The sequence below is a fragment of the Mycobacterium sp. genome (assembly GCF_052143115.1).
Lineage (GTDB): Bacteria > Actinomycetota > Actinomycetes > Mycobacteriales > Mycobacteriaceae > Mycobacterium.
The window spans coordinates 1-19,160 of record NZ_JBKQTQ010000114.1; the positions used below are offsets into that span (position 1 = coordinate 1).

16 protein-coding genes are annotated in these 19,160 nt (G+C 63.5%); 3 read left to right on the forward strand and 13 right to left on the reverse strand.

The window, feature by feature from the left end:
- Window positions 1-804: 804 nt before the first annotated feature.
- Window positions 805-3,609 carry an ATP-binding cassette domain-containing protein gene (locus ACLQI9_RS12250; RefSeq protein ID WP_442391710.1) on the forward strand — a complete coding sequence of 935 codons (2,805 nt, stop codon included), beginning with the start codon at window positions 805-807 and terminating at the stop codon, window positions 3,607-3,609.
- Between the two features lie 13 nt (window positions 3,610-3,622).
- Here ACLQI9_RS12250 and eno read toward each other — a convergent pair whose 3' ends face one another.
- Together eno and trhA (ACLQI9_RS12260) are read right to left on the reverse strand one after the other, a co-directional pair.
- The gene (gene eno / locus ACLQI9_RS12255; protein WP_442384199.1) at window positions 3,623-4,906 is read right to left on the reverse strand and encodes a phosphopyruvate hydratase; all 1,284 of its coding nucleotides are present in this window, start codon (window positions 4,904-4,906) and stop codon (window positions 3,623-3,625) included.
- Window positions 4,907-5,096: 190 nt separating this feature from the next.
- The gene (trhA, locus tag ACLQI9_RS12260) at window positions 5,097-5,861 is read right to left on the reverse strand and encodes a PAQR family membrane homeostasis protein TrhA (RefSeq protein ID WP_442384242.1); all 765 of its coding nucleotides are present in this window, start codon (window positions 5,859-5,861) and stop codon (window positions 5,097-5,099) included.
- Window positions 5,862-6,140: 279 nt separating this feature from the next.
- Here trhA (ACLQI9_RS12260) and ACLQI9_RS12265 point away from each other — a divergent pair, with 279 nt between their 5' ends.
- Window positions 6,141-7,499 carry a HAMP domain-containing sensor histidine kinase gene (locus ACLQI9_RS12265; RefSeq protein ID WP_442384200.1) on the forward strand — a complete coding sequence of 453 codons (1,359 nt, stop codon included), beginning with the start codon at window positions 6,141-6,143 and terminating at the stop codon, window positions 7,497-7,499.
- On the opposite strand, the gene ACLQI9_RS12270 is transcribed toward ACLQI9_RS12265, so the two are convergent.
- Window positions 7,481-8,149 carry a response regulator transcription factor gene (locus tag ACLQI9_RS12270; protein WP_442384202.1) on the reverse strand — a complete coding sequence of 223 codons (669 nt, stop codon included), beginning with the start codon at window positions 8,147-8,149 and terminating at the stop codon, window positions 7,481-7,483. The genes ACLQI9_RS12265 and ACLQI9_RS12270 overlap by 19 nt on opposite strands.
- 433 nt (window positions 8,150-8,582) lie before the next feature.
- Between ACLQI9_RS12270 and ACLQI9_RS12275 the strand changes: the two genes are divergently transcribed.
- Window positions 8,583-8,798, forward strand: a complete 216-nt coding sequence (locus ACLQI9_RS12275; protein ID WP_442384244.1) for a helix-turn-helix domain-containing protein — start codon at window positions 8,583-8,585, stop codon at window positions 8,796-8,798.
- A gap of 15 nt (window positions 8,799-8,813) precedes the next feature.
- Here ACLQI9_RS12275 and ACLQI9_RS12280 read toward each other — a convergent pair whose 3' ends face one another.
- The 10 genes from ACLQI9_RS12280 to ACLQI9_RS12325 form a co-directional block, all read right to left on the reverse strand.
- Complete coding sequence (locus ACLQI9_RS12280) at window positions 8,814-9,035, reverse strand: hypothetical protein (protein ID WP_324443161.1); 222 nt, start codon at window positions 9,033-9,035, stop codon at window positions 8,814-8,816.
- Between the two features lie 136 nt (window positions 9,036-9,171).
- The gene (gene pstB / locus ACLQI9_RS12285; RefSeq protein WP_442384246.1) at window positions 9,172-9,957 is read right to left on the reverse strand and encodes a phosphate ABC transporter ATP-binding protein PstB; all 786 of its coding nucleotides are present in this window, start codon (window positions 9,955-9,957) and stop codon (window positions 9,172-9,174) included.
- Between the two features lie 187 nt (window positions 9,958-10,144).
- Window positions 10,145-11,065: a phosphate ABC transporter permease PstA gene (gene pstA / locus ACLQI9_RS12290; protein ID WP_442384205.1), complete on the reverse strand. Its 921-nt coding sequence runs from the start codon at window positions 11,063-11,065 to the stop codon at window positions 10,145-10,147.
- The gene (gene pstC / locus ACLQI9_RS12295; protein ID WP_442384207.1) at window positions 11,062-12,051 is read right to left on the reverse strand and encodes a phosphate ABC transporter permease subunit PstC; all 990 of its coding nucleotides are present in this window, start codon (window positions 12,049-12,051) and stop codon (window positions 11,062-11,064) included. Before pstC ends, pstA begins: the two co-directional genes overlap by 4 nt.
- 25 nt (window positions 12,052-12,076) lie before the next feature.
- A complete protein-coding gene (gene pstS, locus ACLQI9_RS12300; RefSeq protein WP_442384208.1) occupies window positions 12,077-13,381 on the reverse strand; it encodes a phosphate ABC transporter substrate-binding protein PstS in 1,305 nt (434 codons plus the stop codon).
- A gap of 297 nt (window positions 13,382-13,678) precedes the next feature.
- Window positions 13,679-14,047: an STAS/SEC14 domain-containing protein gene (locus ACLQI9_RS12305; RefSeq protein ID WP_442384210.1), complete on the reverse strand. Its 369-nt coding sequence runs from the start codon at window positions 14,045-14,047 to the stop codon at window positions 13,679-13,681.
- An 81-nt stretch (window positions 14,048-14,128) separates the two neighbouring features.
- The gene (locus tag ACLQI9_RS12310; RefSeq protein ID WP_442384212.1) at window positions 14,129-15,016 is read right to left on the reverse strand and encodes a universal stress protein; all 888 of its coding nucleotides are present in this window, start codon (window positions 15,014-15,016) and stop codon (window positions 14,129-14,131) included.
- Window positions 15,017-15,263: 247 nt separating this feature from the next.
- A complete protein-coding gene (gene trhA, locus ACLQI9_RS12315; protein ID WP_442391714.1) occupies window positions 15,264-15,965 on the reverse strand; it encodes a PAQR family membrane homeostasis protein TrhA in 702 nt (233 codons plus the stop codon).
- A 173-nt stretch (window positions 15,966-16,138) separates the two neighbouring features.
- Complete coding sequence (locus ACLQI9_RS12320) at window positions 16,139-17,680, reverse strand: AMP-binding protein (RefSeq protein ID WP_442384216.1); 1,542 nt, start codon at window positions 17,678-17,680, stop codon at window positions 16,139-16,141.
- Window positions 17,653-19,155 carry an enoyl-CoA hydratase-related protein gene (locus tag ACLQI9_RS12325; protein ID WP_442384218.1) on the reverse strand — a complete coding sequence of 501 codons (1,503 nt, stop codon included), beginning with the start codon at window positions 19,153-19,155 and terminating at the stop codon, window positions 17,653-17,655. The genes ACLQI9_RS12320 and ACLQI9_RS12325 overlap by 28 nt, the downstream gene beginning before the upstream one ends.
- Window positions 19,156-19,160 lie beyond the last annotated feature (5 nt).

A 19,160-nucleotide genomic window follows, 5' to 3' on the forward strand; every position in this document is an offset into this window, starting at 1 on the left:
TCGGCAACAACAGACGGCGGGCAGGCAGTAACCTCGGGCAAGGGTCACCTCGGTGGTGTTGGTGAAGCGGCGTGTAGGAACCTGAATCGTCACCCACCGAGGCCCCACCTCAGCTCAACGACACGAACCCCCACCGCGGATATCTGCCAACCACCGCTGCACGCTCATTTGCGAAGAGCCACAAAACACCGTGAAACCGCCCCGAATCAGTGCGATGTGCTGCAACCCGCCGGACACTTCAACCGGGTTGACCTGGACTTTTGAGTCTAGGCGAGCAAGGAAGAACTCCCGGCACATAGCTCATAACTTAGCGATGATGGTGTAGTCGCCAGCACCGTTACGTCGCGTAACACGCCGACGCATATCCGCAGGACACCGAGAGGTGGCGTAACAACGCCATCGAACATTCATCGCAACTCAGAGCCTATTTCTGCAGGAAAGTTTCGGGGTTCGAGTCCCCTTAGCTCCACGAGAATCCATGCATGTCAGCCCTTGCATGATCTGATTCTGTAGAGCTGCGGATCTGCTGAGAACACGGCAGCCGGATATTGCGTGACGCGGTGGACATCGAGGTCAGCGACTTTCTCAGCGACTTCTCAACACCCCATTCATACGCTTGGCTCCCATGTGTAGGACGGGCCGCTTCGCCTGCAGGACTCGCGGGTCGTGGGCTCGATTGGGTGGCGCAGCAAAATGATTCGGGGGCTTCCGCAGGATGAAGCCGACGACTGTCGCACGTCACTGGCGAGCGGCGTTGGTCAGGCTCGGTCACTACAGCCGAGCGAACTGGCGCATGCATCGGTGATGGGTGCACTGTGCGCGGCGATTGCGATCATTGCGGTCGTCCTCCCACACGCAGGTGGGCTGGGAATGCTGGGCGCCGTGCCGATGGGGCTGCTGGCCTACCGCTATCGGATCCGCGTTCTGATCACCGCGACGGTCGCAGCCGCTGTGATCGGCTTCCTCGTAGTCGGCTTGAGCGGCTTCGGGGCGGTCGCGCTCTGCGCCTATGTCGGCGGCCTGGCCGGCATCGTGAAACGCCGCGGTCTCGGCCCGCCGACCGTCACCGCGGCATCCTTTGGCGCCGGTGTTGTCGTCGGTGCCGCGGTGGTCGTCGCGTTGACGGTCCTGGCGCGGCTTCGGCAGCTGTTGTTCCACGCGATCACCGCCGCCGTGGACGGAGTCGCGACAGTCCTGGGGCGGGTGCCGCACCTTCAGGCGGTCGCGCAGGAGGTCAAGCGGATCTTGGCCGGAGCATTGGATTACTGGCAGTGGCTCGCCCTCGGATTCGCCGTCGTCGCCATCATGGGCGCGTCGCTGATCGGTTGGTGGGCGCTCTCGCGCGTGCTGGAGCGGCTCGGCGGCATTCCCGATGTGCACAAACTGGACGCGTCGGCCGGCACCGGGCCGATCCAGCCGGTCCCGGTGCGGCTGGACGAGGTGCGCCTGCGGTACCCGCACACCGACCACGACGCCCTGCGTGCGGTCAGCCTGGATGTGCGGCCAGCCGAACACGTTGCGGTCACCGGTGCCAACGGCTCCGGGAAGACCACGCTGATGCTGATCCTGGCCGGCCGCGAACCGACCTCGGGCACGGTCGAACGCCTGGGTGCGGTGGGTCTCGGTCAACTCGGTGGTACCGCCGTCATCATGCAGCACCCGGAAAGCCAGGTGCTGGGCACGCGGGTAGCCGACGACGTGGTGTGGGGACTGCCTCCCGGCAAGACCACCGATGTCAACCGATTACTCAGTGAAGTCGGGCTGGTCGGCCTCGCCGAACGCGACACCGGCGGCCTGTCCGGCGGGGAACTGCAGCGCCTCGCCGTGGCCGCTGCGCTGGCGCGGGAGCCGTCGCTGCTCATTGCCGACGAGGTCACCAGCATGGTCGACGAGCAGGGCCGGGACGCACTGCTGGCCGTGCTGTCCGGTCTCACCGACCATCACCAAACCGCGCTGGTGCACATCACCCACCACAACAGCGAGGCTGATTACGCCGACCGCACAATCAATCTCAGCGACTCGCTGGATAACACCGCCATGGTCGAGACCGCGCCCCCGCCCGCGCCGACGGTCACGGCAGGACACCACTCTCACGCGCCGGTGCTCAAACTCGCAGGCGTCGGCCACGAATACGGGAGTGGCACCCCCTGGGCGCAGACCGCGCTCCGCGATATCAGCTTCGTGGTGCATGAGGGCGACGGGCTTCTGATCCACGGTGGCAACGGCTCCGGTAAGTCGACGCTGGCGTGGATTATGGCCGGGTTGACGGTACCCACCACCGGCACTTGTCTGCTTGACGAGCGGCTCGCCTCCGAGCAGGTCGGGGCGGTCGCGCTCCAATTCCAGGCGGCCCGGTTGCAGTTGATGCGCAGCCGTGTCGACCTGGAAGTGTCCTCGGCGGGCGGCTTTTCGCCTGACGATCACGCCCGAGTGACCGCAGCGCTCGCCGCTGTCGGCCTGGATGCCGCGCTGGCGAAGCGGCCCATCGACCAGCTCAGCGGCGGCCAGATGCGCCGCGTGGTCCTGGCCGGATTGCTCGCGCGGTCGCCGCGGGTATTGATACTCGATGAGCCGCTCGCGGGGCTAGACGCCGCCAGCCAGCGCGGTCTTGTGCGGCTGCTCGCGGACCGGCGCCGTGACACCGGTCTGACCGTTGTGGTCATTTCGCATGACTTCGCCGGGCTGGAGGAGCTGTGCCCGCGCACTCTGCACCTGCGCGACGGTCTGCTGGAACCGGCGCCGTTCGCGGCCCAGGTAAGTGAGCTGACGGCGCCCCCGCCGACGCAGCACCCGACCCGCCGCCCACGTCGACCCGTTGTGCTGCTGCGCCCCGTGCCCGGGCGCTCCGTCATCCACGAGCTGTGGGCAGGCACCAAACTGCTTGTAGCCTTTGGCATTTCGATGTTGTTGACATTGTGCCCGGGATGGATGGCGATCGGACTTGTGGCCGCGCTGGTGCTGGCGGGAGCGCGGGTCGCCCATATTCCCCGAGGCGTGCTGCCGTCGCCGCCGCGCTGGCTGTGGATCATGCTGGCCATCGTCGGTATCACTGCGACATTGGCCGGCGGCAGTCCGCAGATCCAGGTGGGCACGGTCACGCTCGGTCTCGGGGGCCTATTGGAATTCCTGCGTTTCACCGCGCTGTCGGTCGTGTTGCTCGGGATGGGCGCGCTGGTGTCGTGGACGACCAACGTCGCCGAAATCGCGCCCGCGGTCGCCACTTTGGGTCGCCGACTGCGACCATTGCGCGTCCCGGTCGACGACTGGTCTGTCGCATTGGCGCTCGCACTGCGCACCTTCCCGATGCTGATCGACGAGTTCCGGGTGCTCTACGCCGCTCGCCGGTTGCGGCCCCCAAAGAGAAACCGCCCACCCGCAGGGCCCGTCTCAGGCCAATTGGCGGCAGACGTGATCGACCTGATTGTTGCGGTTATCACCGTGACACTGCGACGGGCCGACGAGATGGGCGATGCGATCATCGCCCGCGGCGGCACCGGTCAGATCTCGGCGGCCCCGTCGAAGCCGAAACGTGCTGACTGGATGGCACTTTCGATCGCGTCGGCGGTGTGCGCGGCCGCCTTGGCGGCAGCGCTGCTGTTGGGCGGCTAGCGGCCGACAGCTTTCAGAACCGCACCAGTGCCGGCACGTCTGCGAGCGCGCAATTGGGGATGCGTTCGGCCGCGCGCAATAGGAAGTTGAGTTTCTCGATGCGCTCGCCCGACCGCGGCGCGCCGTTCTTCTGGAACGGCGCGCCTAGTCCCACCGCCAGGTCCATCACGACATCGTCGATGACACCGCCGGACCGGCCGGACGGGATCGTCAGAATGGCGTTCTGCGACGCGTATTCGAAGCAGTCCAGTGCCTCGGCGATTGTCCCGACCTGATTGGGCTTGAGGATGAAGCCGTCAACGGCTGAGATATTGACGGCCCTTTCCAGGCGGTCTCGGTTGGTGACGATCAGATCGTCGCCGAGGATGATTGAGCGGTCGATGGTCTGCACCGCTTTGGTGAACCCGTCCCAGTCATCCCCGTTCAGCAGGTCCTCGATGAACACCATCGGGAAGTCCTCCGACAGTGCCCGTGCGTAATCGATCAGAGCCTCCGCGGTGACCCGCTCGCCGTTGAAAGCGTAGGTTTGCGCGCTTTTGTCGTACACCTCGCTAGACGCACAGTCCAGTGCAAACGCCATGATGTCGGCACAGCCGGCGCGCTCGATTGCCTCGGCGAGCACCTCCATGACGACGCGCGGGTCGCTGGACGGAGCGACGTACCCGTACGAGGATGCGATCAGCGGCGCGCGGCCAAGCCGTCGCGCAAGCACCTCGCCCAGCACGCCGAACAGACTCACACCCTTTTCGACCGCCGACTCGATGGAGTCGGCGCGATAGGGCACGACGAGGAACTCGTTGAACGTCTGGAAGGTATCCCCGTAGCGGCCACCGTTGATCATGTTGAAGCTGGGCGCCGGCACCGTGGTCGGCGGTTTGAGTCCCAGTAGTGCACCGACGTAGGCATAGGTGGGTATGCCCGCCGCCGCGGACGCCGCGCGCAACAGCGCGATCGAGGTGGAGTAGATCGCGTTTCCGCCAAGCCGGTGCTTGTCGGGTGTGCCGTCGAGCTCGATCATGACCCGGTCTAGGGACCGCGGGTCGTCGAGTTCGGCGCCGACAAGAACGGGAGCGATTTCGTCGGTCACGGCGGAGACGGCCTGGTGCACGCTCAGCCCGTTGTATTCTGACCGGTCTCCATCACGCAGGACGAACGCCTCGTGCTCGCCGACCGAAGTACCCGTCGGCGCTGCGCCACAGCCGACATGGCCTGTGTCAGTGGTGATTTCGACCTCTAACAACGGCCGGGCCTTGCAGTCCAGCACTTGCCGGGCGACGACGGACGCGATCTTCATCAAGGGCCTCCCCGTACCAGACGACCCCAATCGCTATTACGCCCCACGCGACGGCAAGTGTCACCGTCACGAAACACTGGCCAACGCAGGCGTTTCCACGACCTGGTTGCCCGGAGGGCGAGGCGAACCGCTGTAAACATGGCGTCGCCAGCTTATGAGGCGGCCGCTGAGAAGCCGCTGAGAAACTGCTGTCTTAGAACACTGCGACGCAGACCGCCACGAAGTGGCAAATCGCCGCGAGTGCGGTAAACGCGTGAAATATCTCGTGATAGCCGAAGGTCGCAGGCCACGGGTCGGGCCAGCGTAGTGCGTAAAACACCGCACCAAGGCTGTAAAGTGCGCCGCCGACCGCGAGCAGTACCGCGGCGGCGACGCCCGCGTTATGCAGGATCGTCCCTGTATACGAAACCGCCACCCAACCAAGCAGCAAATAGAGCGCCACGCCCAGCCAGCGCGGGGCGTCGGGCCAGAATAGCGTCAACGCAACTCCGGCCAGCGCCCCGCCCCACACGATCGCTAACACCTGATGCCCAGTCGACGGTGGCATGTCCAGCCTGGCGAACGGCGTATGGGTGCCAGCGATGAACACAAAGATCATCGAGTGGTCCAGCCGCCTCATCCAGTTCCTGGCAGCCGTCGAACCCCAACTGACACGAAGATAAGTGGCGCTTGCGGTAAACATCGCCACGATGGCCAGCGTGTAGGCCAACGTCGCGTGCCCAGCTCGCGTCGATGCCACAGCCCACGACACCGCGACCAACGCCGAACCGGCTACCAGCGCCGCGTAGGCGCAATAAAGATGGATGCATCCGCGCAACCGCGGCTTGCTCAGAACACTGGCCTCGGACTCGGCGAAACGTCCGGCGCCGCGGAAATCAGAGGCGGTCGGCGCGCCATGGACCGGGGGGCCGCATCGATGTGGTAGCTCAACATCCCTCCCTTTGCTCGCAACCCGGATCGCCGTTAAGTGCTTCTGCTCCAAGCAATCTGGGTCATAGATCCGCCACTCGGTTGCGCATTAAGGAACCGCTTCCACAATGCGGTGAATTCGGTCCGTCAACATGGGAGCGCCAGGGTATGAGCGGGTCGCTGAGAAGCCGCTGAGAAAGGCATCGGGCCGAGTGCCCAGCGCGGATAAGGCGGTCAGCTTCGCCGTTCTCAGCCGGCTTCGGCCCTGCAGGATCAGACTATGTGGGTGTCTTCCCGGCCGCTGGGGCGGAGTGAGCTCGCGCGTCTGATGCGCCTGCCCAGTTTGGGTATCTCCGCTCGCTCAGCCGCGGTCTCAGCAGTGGTCGTCCTGGTCGCTCTTGCGCTCGCGGGCGCGACCTTTTGCCTGATCCTGTACCGGTCGTTGTTAGCGGGTGTCGACGACGCCACCGCGGGCAGAGTTCGCACCATTGTTGACGCCCTGCATTCGGATTCTCCCGACGATCTCGACAGCGCGCTTCTTACCACCAATCAGCGCGTGGTCGCAATCCAATTGATAGCCCCTGACGGCAGGGTGGTGAAGCGGGCCGGGTCCGCACCTGCGACGCCTCTGATACCCATCAACGAGTTTGACTTCAACTTGCGACGCGGCATGCCAGACGATGCGGTGCTTAATGACGACCTGCGCGTGAGCGGTCAGAAGGTCAACGCCGCGTCCGGTCAGTACACAGTGCTTGTCGGCGGAGGTAGCGAGGCGGTCGAGGCGACTGTGCGGACCGTTGCGCTGCTGGTGGCTGGCGGCGCCCCGATCATCATCGGGGTAGCAGCAGCCGCCAGCTACCGGCTCGTTCGCCGGTCACTGCAATCGGTGGACGCAATCCGCAGCAGGGTGGCTGAAATCTCAACCTCCTATTTGGCCGAGCGGGTACCCGTGCCTACGGGTCGTGACGAAATTTCAGCCCTGGCAGTCACCATGAACGAAATGCTGGCGCGCCTCGAAGCCGGCCACCGAGCGCAACAGCGGTTCCTCAGCGACGCCTCTCACGAACTGCGCAGCCCGCTGTCGACCATCATCTCCGGTTTGGAAGTCGCCGAGGCGCATCCGGAACTGCTTGATGCGGAATTGGCCGTCGACACCCTGCTTCCCGAGGCGCACCGCATGCGGGCGCTGATCGAGGATTTGCTCTTGCTGGCCCGCGCCGATGAACAAAGCCTGCTGATGCGCAACGAGGAGGTGCCGCTCGACGAACTCGCCGAACTGGAGGCTGCTCGTGTGCGGCGCGACGGCTGCACGATCGACACCGCAACCCTTCCGGCGCGTTTGATCGGTGACCGGGCTGCGGTCTCGCGGATGATCCGCAATCTCGTGGATAACGCTGTCCACCACGCCAAATCGCGTGTCGACATCCACGTTGGCAGCCGAGACGGCAACGTCATACTCACCGTCAGTGATGACGGGCCAGGCATCGCCCCAGCCGACCGAGCCCGGGTTTTCGAACGGTTCGTGCGCCTAGACCCAGACCGCGCCCGCAGTGGCGGAGGGACCGGCCTGGGCTTATCGATCGTCGCCGAGGTCGCGGCCGCGCACGGCGGCACAGTCACTATCGACGACCGCAGCGGCGGCGGAACCACGCTAATCGTGGTGTTGCCTCAACAAACCAATCGGTAGCCGACGCCTCGGATTGTCTCAATGGTGTTGGTACCGAAGGGAACGTCGATCTTGCGCCGCAGATATCCCACATATACCTCGACAACATTGTCAGGACCCTGATAGTGCGCATCCCATACGTTGCGCAATATCTCCGCTTTCGTCGCCACCATGTCTTTATTACGCATCAAAAACTCGAGCAGCCCATACTCACGGGGAGTCAGAGTGATTGGGGTCGAACCGCGTTGGACCGTATGTCGAGTGGGATCCAGTGACAGCGATCCGGCGGTCAACACCACAGGGCGCTCTGGTGCGCCGCGACGGACCAGCGCTTGCATGCGCGCTACGAGGACCCGAAACGAAAACGGTTTCGTCAGATAGTCATCCGCTCCGAGGTCGAACGCATCGGTCTCGTCGTACTCACCATCTTTGGCAGTCAGCATGAGCACCGGTGTCCATACTTCGTGGGCCCGCATCCGCCGCAGCACCTCATATCCGCTGTGGCCAGGAAGCATGATGTCGAGAACCACGACGTCGAAGCTGTTCTCGATTGCCTCGTGTAGGCCCTCGACGCCTGTGCCGACGGCGACGACGACGAAGCCCTCGGCCTTCAACCCCCTAGACAGGGTCGCCGACAATCGTGGCTCGTCCTCAACGAGCAAAACTCTCACGTCGGTACGCTACTTCGCGGGCCGTGTGCGCGAAAGATCGCGGCGAAGCAGCCGGGTCCGGCGCTAGTCACGAGATCCGCCCGGCACAACCCGAGCGCCGGTCACATCTCCGACAGTGGGCTCCTCGCCGTTCAGGTTGGAGGACAGGGACAGTAGTGCGAACCGATTCGACCCATACCGCCCAATCCCACCACGATGACGTCGTAACCCGTTGTTGTGCTGACCATGTCGAGTTACCTCCGGATCGGGCCATCTTAGGATCGACGACCGGTTGTCGGTATACGACATCGGGTTTAATGCTTGCCAATCTGCCGAGGAGACTCGACACGAGTTAGCGATCCCTCGCTGACTGTCGAGCGGCAACCTGTCCTGATATAGCTTGAATGCTATATAGCATTAGAGTAGTATTGTAGTCGTCGTCGACCTCTCTTCCATCCGTCACACCGCTGGCGTGACCCAGGTGCAACTGGCTGCTGCACTGAACGCGAGTCAGGGCCAGATCAGCAGAATCGAGCGTCAATCCGACATGCTGCTGTCGACTCTGAGTGCGTACCTTACGGCGCTCGGTGCATCTGCACGGCTGATCATCACCATTAACGGCCGGACCGTCGAGCACGAGCTGACGACGTCCAAGGGGGAGGCACGATGACCACCCTGACCGAGATCACCCGACAGAACCACCGTCGGGCGGTCCGCTTTTTCTGGGCCTCTTGATCGGCGCAACCACTGTCAGCCTGATCGGCAACATCGCGCATGCGGTGCTGCCGTACATCCCGCTCGTCATCGTCCAGATCGGTGCCGCGGCACGCTCAACTTCGTCAGAGGTCTTCAGATTCTCGAGTTCCTCACCCAGCCACTCGGCCAGGTCGTCCCATTGGCGTAGCAAGCTTTCCAGCGCGACCTCCGAGGTGTGCCGACAGCAGCCACGCCGCGATCGACTTGCGTCCGTTGGGTTCTTCGTTCAACTTCATGCCGGGGATACCGGGGAAGCCCGCTGGCATGTTGCCGCCGACGCCGAGTGGTCAGCCGAACCGGCCGGAAATGTAGTCCTCGGTGGCCTTCTGGTCAGGCTTGGAGAAGATCTTCTCGGTGTTGTTGATTTCGACCAGCCGTCCAGGCTTGCCGGTCGCCTCCAGGTTGAAGAACGCGGTCTGATCGCTGACGCGAGCAGCCTGCTGCATGTTGTGGGTAACGATGACGATCGTGTACTGCTCCTTGAGCTCTGCGATCAGATCCTCGATTGCCAGCGTCGAGATGGGGTCAAGCGCGGAACAGGGTTCGTCCATCAGCAGTACGTCGGGCGAGACAGCGATCGCACGGGCGATGCAGAGCCGCTGCTGCTGGCCACCGGATAGGCCCTCGGCGGGCGTGCCCAGCCGATCTTTCACCTCGTTCCACAGGTTCGCCCCGCGCAACGAACGTTCGGCGAACTCGTCGAGGTCGTTCTTCTTGTGTGTCCCTTGCAGTTTCAATCCGGCGACCACATTGTCGCGAATCGACATGGTGGGAAAGGGGTTCGGTCGCTGGAACACCATCCCGACGATGCGGCGCACAGCAACCGCGCTGATCTGCTTGCCGTAGATGTCACAGCGGTCGAGCAACACCGATCCTTCCACCCGCCCCCCCGGGGCGGTCTCGTGCAGACGGTTGAAGGCCCGCAGAACAGTCGACTTGCCGCACCCGGATGGTCCAATCAACGCGGTGACACTGCGCGGATGGACCGTCATGTTGAGGTCGGCCACCGCCTTGAAGGAGCCGTAGTAGATATTGAGATCCCGCACCTCCAGCCGCTTTGCGCCCCTGCGCAGCCGAAGGTCGCTGTCCGTCACCGGCTCCGTCGTTTGGGGTGCCGGCGGGGCCGCGTGCTGGGTACGCCCGATTGCCGCGCCATCTGTTGTCACGTTGATGTCCCGTGTCACGGGATCCTCCTGTGGTGTCATTCGCTTTCAGACCCGGCCAGCAGACCTGCGTCGTCGCAGTAAGTTGGCCGAGTCCTCATGCTCTAGGTTCGGTGACACGTCCACCACCGACGCTCGTCCGGCTGGCGATCCATCGGGCCGCCACGGTGAACAGCAGGACCAACGCCACCAGAGTGAGTGCTCCCGCCCAGGCACGGGCTTGGGCGGCCTTGTACCCGGTTATGGCGTTGTTGAAGATCTGCAAGGACAGTGTCGACATGCGCTTGGTCGGGTTGAGTTCGATGAACAGGTCGTTGCCGAGCGCAGTCAGCAGCAGTGGCGCTGTTTCTCCCATGGCGCGGGCAAACGCGAGCATGATCCCGGTGATGATTCCTGAGCTGGCGGTGGGAAGCACGATTGACATAATGGTGCCCGCCTTGGTGGCGCCCAGCGCGAACGAGGCTTCACGCAGTTCGCGGGGCACAAGTCGCAGCATCTCCTCGGTCGAGCGGATCACCAGCGGCAGCATGACGAGTCCGAGGGCGATTCCTCCGGCGATGCCGGAGAACCCGAAGAACACCACCCACATCGCGTAGACCAGTGCGCCGGTGACGATCGTTGGCACGCCGACCAGGATGTCCGTGAGAAAGCGTGTCACCCGGGCCAGTTGGCCGCCGTATTCGACGAGGTAGATCGCTGCCGCGATACCGACGGGCATCGACAGCAGCGTCGCGATGCCGGTGATGATGAGGCTTCCGATGATGCCGTTGACGAATCCGCCGCCGGCTTGGCTGGGATTGCCGGGCGGGGTCTGGGTGAGGAACTCCGGGCCCAGGTACTTCAGCCCTTGTCCGGCGACGTAGACGAGCACCCAGGCCAGCACGGCGACGGTGGCGATCATGACGAGGAGCAGCACGGCGTGCATAAACAGGTTGGTGATTTGGCGGCGGCGCTCCCCGGGGAACCCGTCGACCTCGGACAGTTCCTCGAGTGGTTCCTCGTCGATCGTCGTGCTCACGCGATGTGCTCCGAGACCCGGCCGACGATGCGCTTGCCGATAATGTTGACGAGCAATGACAACAACAGCAACCCGAAGGCGACCACGAACAGTGAATCCAGATGGAAAGGCTGGTTGGCTTCGGTGAACTCATTGGCGATGACGCTCGGCATGGTGGATCCCGCGCGCATAATCCCGTGTGGGATGGTCAACACGTTGTTGCCGATCAGCATGGTCACCGCGATTGTTTCGCCGAACGCACGGCCTAGACCCAGGATCGCGGCACCGACGATCCCGGAACGCGATCGGGGCAACACCGCGAGGCGCAGCATCTCCCATTTGGTCGCGCCGAACGCCAGCGCGCCTTCCTTTTCGGCGACCGGTGCGGTGTCGAAGACTTCCCGACAAATCGCGGTGACAATGGGCAGCACCATGATCGCGAGGACCACGCCGGCCGCGAACACGGAATATCCGAAAAATGGGCCCTGAAACAACCAGCCGATCACCGGGATTCCCGACACCGACGTCAACCCGCGACCGATCGGCCCCAGCGCGGGGATCAGCGCGAACACCCCCCAAAAGCCGTAGACCACGCTTGGGATCGCCGCGAGCAGGTCGACCAACGACGAAAACGGTCGGCGGAGCACCGCTGGCGACAGATTGGTGATGTAGAGGGCCACCGCGATCGCGACCGGCACCGTGATCACCATCGCGACCAGCGAGGTCACCACGGTCCCGTAGATGAACTGCAGGATCCCGTAAGGATTCGGCTTGGATGAGGTGACCGCCGACTCCGATGGCGCCCAGCGAGCGTGAAAAAAACTCAGCGGCCCGTAGTGCGACAGAGCCGGCCACGCCCTGATCAGAAGGAACACCGCCGTTGCCACCAAGACCGCAATCACGGTCAGCGCCGCGGTGGCCATCAGCCGTGCGAACAGCCCATCGGTGAACCGGCCGTCCGACGATGGCTCCGACGTGTCCGGCGGGGCCAGGACTTCCGCCGTCAAAACTTCCCCTTTGGCGCAGCCCGGATCATTTTCCGACCGGGCCGCCGTTGAGGGTGATCTTTTGAACCATGCCCATGGCCAAACCCTGCAAATCCTTGCTCAGCGGAGCGTAGTTGACGCTGGCAGCATCGTCCTGACCGTTGGATAAGGTCCAGGAGAAGAAGTTGACCAGCGCCTTTGCCTTCGCCGGGTCGGTCTGGTTCTGATACACCAGCGCGTAGACGGTGCCGGTGATTGGGTAGGCGTGGGGATCGGACCCGTCGGTCAGGCTTACCCGCAGGTCGGGCGGGTAAGCGATGCCTTGGGTGCCGGCGGTGATGGTGGCGACACAGGGCTGGATGAAGTTGCCGGTCTTGTTTTTCACGACGCCGTAAGTGAGGTTCTGCGCCAACACGTAGGCCAACTCGACGTAGCCGATGCTTCCGTCGGTCTGGTTGATCACCCCGGAAACGCCCTCATTGCCCTTACCGCCGATGCCGACTGGCCAGGCGATGTCCTTGCCGAAGCTCCTATCGGAGCCGCCGAGGGTTTGCACCCAGGTCGGGCTTTCCTTGGTCAGAAAGTCCGTCCACACCGCGGTGGTGCCCGAGCCGTCCGAGCGGTGGGCCACCGCGATCGGCTGGTCGGGAAGATTCGCGCCCGGATTCAGCGCGACCAGCGCCGGGTCGTTCCATTTGGTGATCTTGCCGGCGAAGATCTTGCCCAACGTGTCACCGTCGAACTTCAGGCCGGTTTGGACGCCCTTGACGTTGTAGGTGGGCACGACGGCGCCGAGCGTCAACGGGATGTGCATGATCGGGCCGAATTTCGCGGCTTTCAGCTCGCTGTCCTTCATCGGGGTATCGGATGCTCCGAAGTCAACCGTGCCGGCGATGATCTGCTGCACAGCGCCGCCGGAGCCGATCGGCTGATAGGCGACCTGGACCCCATCTGACTGTGAGTAGTCTTTGGTCCACACCGACATGACCGGCGCCACGAACGTCGACCCGGCACCCGACAAACTAGTCGCGCCGCCGTCGATCTTCGGGATCGTCCTGGGGTAGCCAGGTTTGGCAGCCGCCCGTTGACCACAGATCTGGCCGCCTATGACCTGCTGGGCGCCGCCGGCGGCCCCCCCGCCACTGGTGCTTCCACACCCGGTCAGACTCGCTGCAACAATGGCCACCCCGATGGTGATCTTCATGTTGCGGAGGAACATCAACGCCTCCTGATCCCGCGATGCGCATGCATCTTGCTCATCTTGCTCATCGAAGACCCTCGACATGAACACGCGGCGTTTCAAACCTGGCAGGGAAATGAACACCCCGGCCAGTTGATCGCTGCCGGTCACGCCGCCTGCGACAACTACGGCAGGTCTGAAGCCAGTGCCCGCATGTCTGAGGCGCGCACCACAGCGGTAACACAAGAGATGACAAAGAATGGGCCAAACACCCGAGCAAACATGTGTGTGCTGTGCTGCGACTCTCGTGAAGAACTCATTGCAATACCTCCATTTGAGGCTGGTCGCCCGTCGAGATGGCAACCGTAATTTCAGATTTGAGATGCTTAGCTCCCATGGAGCTATTCGACCATTCGAGGGTGGCGCTGCCGGTAGGGAAGCTACCGTCGATGCTTGCGGGTCAATGCATCAGGCGCCGTTGATAATCCACTGTCGTGCTTGCTCGATCTGCCCACCAGGAAAATGACGAATCTTCGCTGATACGAAGTGCGATGCCAGACGCTCGGCGACATCCCCGATGTGCGAGTCGGTGACGAGCGCGACTTTCTTGACGCGCTTGTGATGGTCTTGGACGAAACGAAGGTGAGTGACCATCGTCCCGAAACTGTCCCAACCCGGGAATGCCGGGGCGTCGATGATGAGGCCGGCAAGATCGCCCGTTGCCTCGATCTGGGGGTCAACCGCCTTGGTCAAGTCAGCGAAGTCGTTTTTGTCGAGTGCGGACTTGGGATGCACTAGAAGGATGGAATGGGCGGTATCCAGGTTGTATTCGATCATGGTTTGCTCCTGACAATCGTTGTGGTCGAGGGCTGAAGCGGCGAAGTGGCGATCGTGGGCTCTTGTTTCGTCATGGTGCCTCTAATCCGGCCGCGCCACGATCACCGGCACACGGACGGATTGAACGACTGCGTTGCTGACCGACCCCAAGAACGTGCGGGTTAGGGCATTCCGGCCGTGACTTCCAACTACGACAAGCTGTGCGGATTGCGATGTTTCGACGAGCGCGCGGGCTGGGCGATCACAAACGAGGAGCTTGCTCACAGTCACGTCGGGATAGCGTTCCTGCCAACCCGCTAGCGCCCCGCTCATAAGACGCTCTTCTTCTGCCTTTACCGCCGGCCAGTTCACACCCGGAACTTCGACGAGCTCTTTGTTACTCCACGCATGCAGTGCTATCAGGCCGACGCGGCGACGCGACGCTTCGTCAAACGCGATCTCAGTAGCGAGCTCTGAAGCTGATGAACCGTCCACTCCCACGAGAACAGGAGCCTCGCTGGGGTGTGGCATCCGTGGTTCTCCGTCATGGATGACCGCCACGGGGCAACGGGCGTGCCGCACCAGTCCAGAACTGACCGAGCCGAGCAAACCGCGAGCCAAAGCTCCGCGCCCATCGGTGCCGACGACGATCAGTTCCGCATCTTCGGACCGGTCGACGAGCGTCGGGCCGGGGGCCGAAAACTGCAATTCGCCATTGATTGTTATCTGCGAAGTATCGTTCGCGATGTCATGGGCGATCTTCGATGCGTTTGCGAGAATGCCGCGACCCTCAGCTTCCTGCCACCCCGCCACCTCTTTTAGCACCTTGGCCGGCGACCATGTCCGAGCTGCGGGATCTTGCACGTGCATCAAGGTGAGTGGTACGCCGCGCATGACAGCGTCGTGCGCGGCCCACCTAACAGCGGCATCAGATGCGGGCGATCCGTCGACGCCGACGATGATGCCGTAATGCTTTGTTGTTGAGGACATTTTGATTTCCTTTCGTTAAGGAGGACGCTATGTCGCGTCGCGCCGCCCGTCGTGAGGCTTTGGTCCTTACATAGAAAGCCGTTGGGCCTTCTTCGTGTTTTGACGTCCATCGAAGCGCCGGCCGTCGAGGCTAAAGGACCTACGCGCATTCATGTGCGAGTGACGGTGTGCAGGATGGAATGCGCTGCATCCAGTTCGTAGTCGATCATTTTCTGCTCCTAGAGAATCGTTGTGGTCGCGGCGGACGTTATAGGACGACGAACCACGCGGCAGCGTAGTGACTCACCGCCGCAGCTGCGGTGAGGGCGTGAAAAAACTCGTGATAGCCGAATGTATGCGGCCACGGGTTCGGCCAGCGAAGGTCGTAGAGGATGGCGCCGACGTTGTAGAGGATCCCGCCGAGGACGAGCAGGCCGACGACGATCGAACCCCTGCCGTCGAGCAGGCTGCCGGCGAAGCAGATCGCCACCCAGCCGAGTAGGAGGTACAGCGGCACGCCGACCCATCGCGGGGCCGAGGGCCACCACATCTTGAGTGCCACGCCGGCTATTGCGCCCGTCCACACGATGGCCAGCACTTCGGCGCCGGTGCGCGGCGGCATCGCCAAGAGCGCGAAGGGAGTGTAACTGCCGGCGATGAAGACGAAGATCGCCGAGTGGTCGAGCCGCTTCATCCACTTCAAGGCCACCGGATTGTGCCAGTGCTTGCGGTGATAGATGGCGCTGACGCTGAACATTGCGACAATGGTGACGGTGTAGATCAGGGTCGCAAGGACAGCTTTCTGCGACGACGTGATCCCCGCAACCGGCACCAATGCTAATCCGCCCACGGTGGCGATCACCGCCGAGCAGAGGTGGATCCAGCCACGGGCGCGTGGCTTCCCAATGAGTTCGGCGACGGTGTCGGCGAGACCTTGGGGCAGGTCGTCGACGACTGGGGGCCACCGGATCGCGCACTGAAGAAGCTGCCTTCGGGTCTGCGTGGCGGGATGTCATGTTGTACTCGTCGCTAATAAGCCTGTTCGGGCGAGCCGATAACGTCGAGCCATCGCGGATCGCGACGACGCGGGAGTGAGTCTAGCGCCAGCGGCGGCCGTGCGCTGGCCGCTCCCCACCGGCGACCTTAAGGGCGGCAACCCGCGCTTTCGGCGAGAACGATCGATCCGTCACCGCCCGCCGGCCAGTATCGCGCGCGGATCTTGCGCTTCATCAGTTTTCCGGTGTCTTCGCGGGGCAGGTCGTTGTCGAACACGACCACTTTGGGCACTTTGTAGCCGGCTAGGTTCGTCCGGACATGGTCGCGCACAACGTCTTCGGTCAGGCCGGTCGCCTCGATGTGCGCGGCGATCGATTCGCCGAAGTCCTCGTCTGGAATTCCGAACACGGCGGCGTCACGTACGCCGTCGAGTTCGAGCAGGCACGCCTCGATTTCAGCCGGGTAGATGTTCACTCCGCCCGAGATGATCATGTCCGTGCTGCGGTCGTTGAGGTAGAGGAAGCCGTCGTGATCGAGGTAGCCGATGTCGCCGATGTCGAGGTATCCGTCGTTCTCCATCGCAGCCCGTTTGTCCGGATTGCCGTGGTAGGTGAAGTCCGGCCAGGCCGACGGTGGGCGCAGGTGGATCCGCCCAGATTCGCCTTCTGGCAGCAGGTCTCCGTTCTCGGAGTAGATCCTGACGTCGGCCTCCCCGATCGGTCGTCCGACGGTGCCGGGGTGCGCGAGCCACTGGGCGCTGTCGCAAGACACGCAGGCGCCAGTTTCGGTGCCGCCGTAGTACTCACCGACGATCGGCCCGAACCAGTCGATGATGCGTCGTTTTACTTCTGGTGGGCATGGCGCCGCGGCATGCACGACCGACTTGAGCGAGGAGACGTCGTATTTCATCCGGACCTGATCGGGTAGTTGTAGCAACCGGACGAACATCGTTGGGACAGCTTGAAAGTGATCGATGTGGTGTTCTTCGATCAGTCGTAGCAGTTCTTCGGCGTCGAAGCTCGCCATGATCGTCAGATCGATTCCGGCGGCGGCACTGACGAGCGCGTGGACGTTGGGTGCGCTGTGATACATCGGCGCCGCGACCAGAGTTCGCATCCCCAGCGTCAGCCCGAATGTCGAGAACACCAGCCCCGCAATGGCTTGGGCCTGCGCGGGGGTGGATGCCGCGCGGACCACACCCTTTGGTCTGCCCGTCGTCCCGGAGGTGTACACCATCGACATCGGCGCCTGGCGGGGCGATTCGGACCACTTGCTCTGCGCCGCCAACCACTTCTCGTAGACCGGATGCCTTCCGGTCGGCCGTTCCGATTCCTGGGTGACTTCGATGAGCACCCGATCGCCCGCTACCGCCTCGGCGGTGGAGATGAGGCCGGTGTGGGCGAAGATCACTTTGCTATCACTGTCGTCGAGCAGGTAGACGAGCTCGGCCCCTTTCCAGTGCCAGTTCACTGGCACCGGTACAGCACCCAGCATGCCGCTACCAATACTCGCTTCGATGAACGCGATGTCGTTGTGCAGGTAAATGGCGACTCGGTCACCGGCCGTGACATCAAGGGCGGCAAGCCCGTTCGCCACTGCGCCGGCACGGGTGCGGACGTCTTCGTAGTCTCGGAAGAAGTGCCCACATCGCACTCCGGCCATCAGTCGGCGATCCGGGTGGCCCGCCATGTTGCGAACATGTCGGCGAACTCGCTGCCGTGACTCGCTGCCGCTTGGGCGCCTGCTTCGAGGTCGACCGCCCGCGCGAGGTCACCGTCGGCAGCCCCACGCAGCAGTCGTTTGGTCGCCACCACCGCCGCGGCGGGGCGCGCGGCAAACGTCGTGCCGAGATCGAGCGCCGTGGCCAACGCATCGTCACTGAGCTTGTGCACAAGCCCTATCCGCAGCGCGCGCTCGGCGTCGACCGGTCGCCCGGCGAGCAGTAACTCCAATGCCGCGCCTTCGCCGATCAGGCGCGGCAGCAACCAGCTCGCACCCATATCAGGCAAGAGGCCCATTCTGATGAACGACGGGAACAGGGCCATCGTCGGGGATCCCACCCGGATGTCGCAGGCCAGCGCCAACGACATAGCGGCACCGACCGCGGGGCCGTCGATGGCGGCGATCGTCGGCTGCGGCAATGCCCAGAGCATGTCGACGACCCGCATGTGCCGGGCCAGCAATTCGGCCACTTCGGCTTCGGGCAGCTGTGAAAGGTACTCGATCGAAGCGAAGTCTGCGCCCGAACTGAACGCACCGTTCGCGCCGGTGAGAATCACCGACCTTGCAGCGGAATCGGTTCTTATCAGCGCCAATTCGTGGGCCAGTCGGGCTAAGACCTCGAGGTCGAGTGAGTTGCGGTGCTCCCGGCGATCGAGGACTAGTACCCGTACGCCCTCGGCCGGGTGTTCCACGCGCAGCCCGCCGTCGGTCGGGGCCGTTCGTGTCGCGGTTTCGGTACCGGTCACGGGCATACCTCCAGGATTCAACATTACCGGAATGCCCAAAGTGTCACCGACTTTCGCGGCGATGGCGTACCAATCGAGCTCCTCGGCGCCGAACAGCGGATAGACCTGGCGGTCATGCGGGTCGGGGTTCTGCAGAATCGCTGCAATGACGTTGGCTTGATCGGCCGCGGCGATGGGGGCGTGGCGAACGTCGGCCAGGGGCAGCCGATAGATGCCTTCTTGGCTGTCGGTGCGGACCCAGAACCCGTTCAGCCATTCCATGAAGAAGGTGGGTCGCAGATGTGTGGTGACGAGCGCGGTGCGATCCAAGAGCTGCTCGGCGATCCAATGCTGCCGTGCGGCATTGCTTTTGGCTTCACGTCGCGCCGAGATTTGCGACATGTTCACGACCGCGTGCACACCGGCCTCACTAGCGGCCTGAGCGAAGTTCACCGTCGCCTCGATCAAACCCGGGACAATCGGGTAATTGAAGTAGGCCGCGGTGACGCCGGGCATCGCAGCGCTGACGGCGGGAAAGTCGAGCAGGTCGCCCTGGACGATTTCGGCGCCTTGCTCCGCTAGCTGGTGCGCGCGGTCATCCAACGCGTGCACGAATGCGCGGACGCGAAGCCCTCGTTCACGCAATAGGCGGACGGTGTGTGCACCGGTCTTGCCGGTAGCGCCGGTGATCAGGAATAGATCGTTCTTGGTGGTCATGGTTA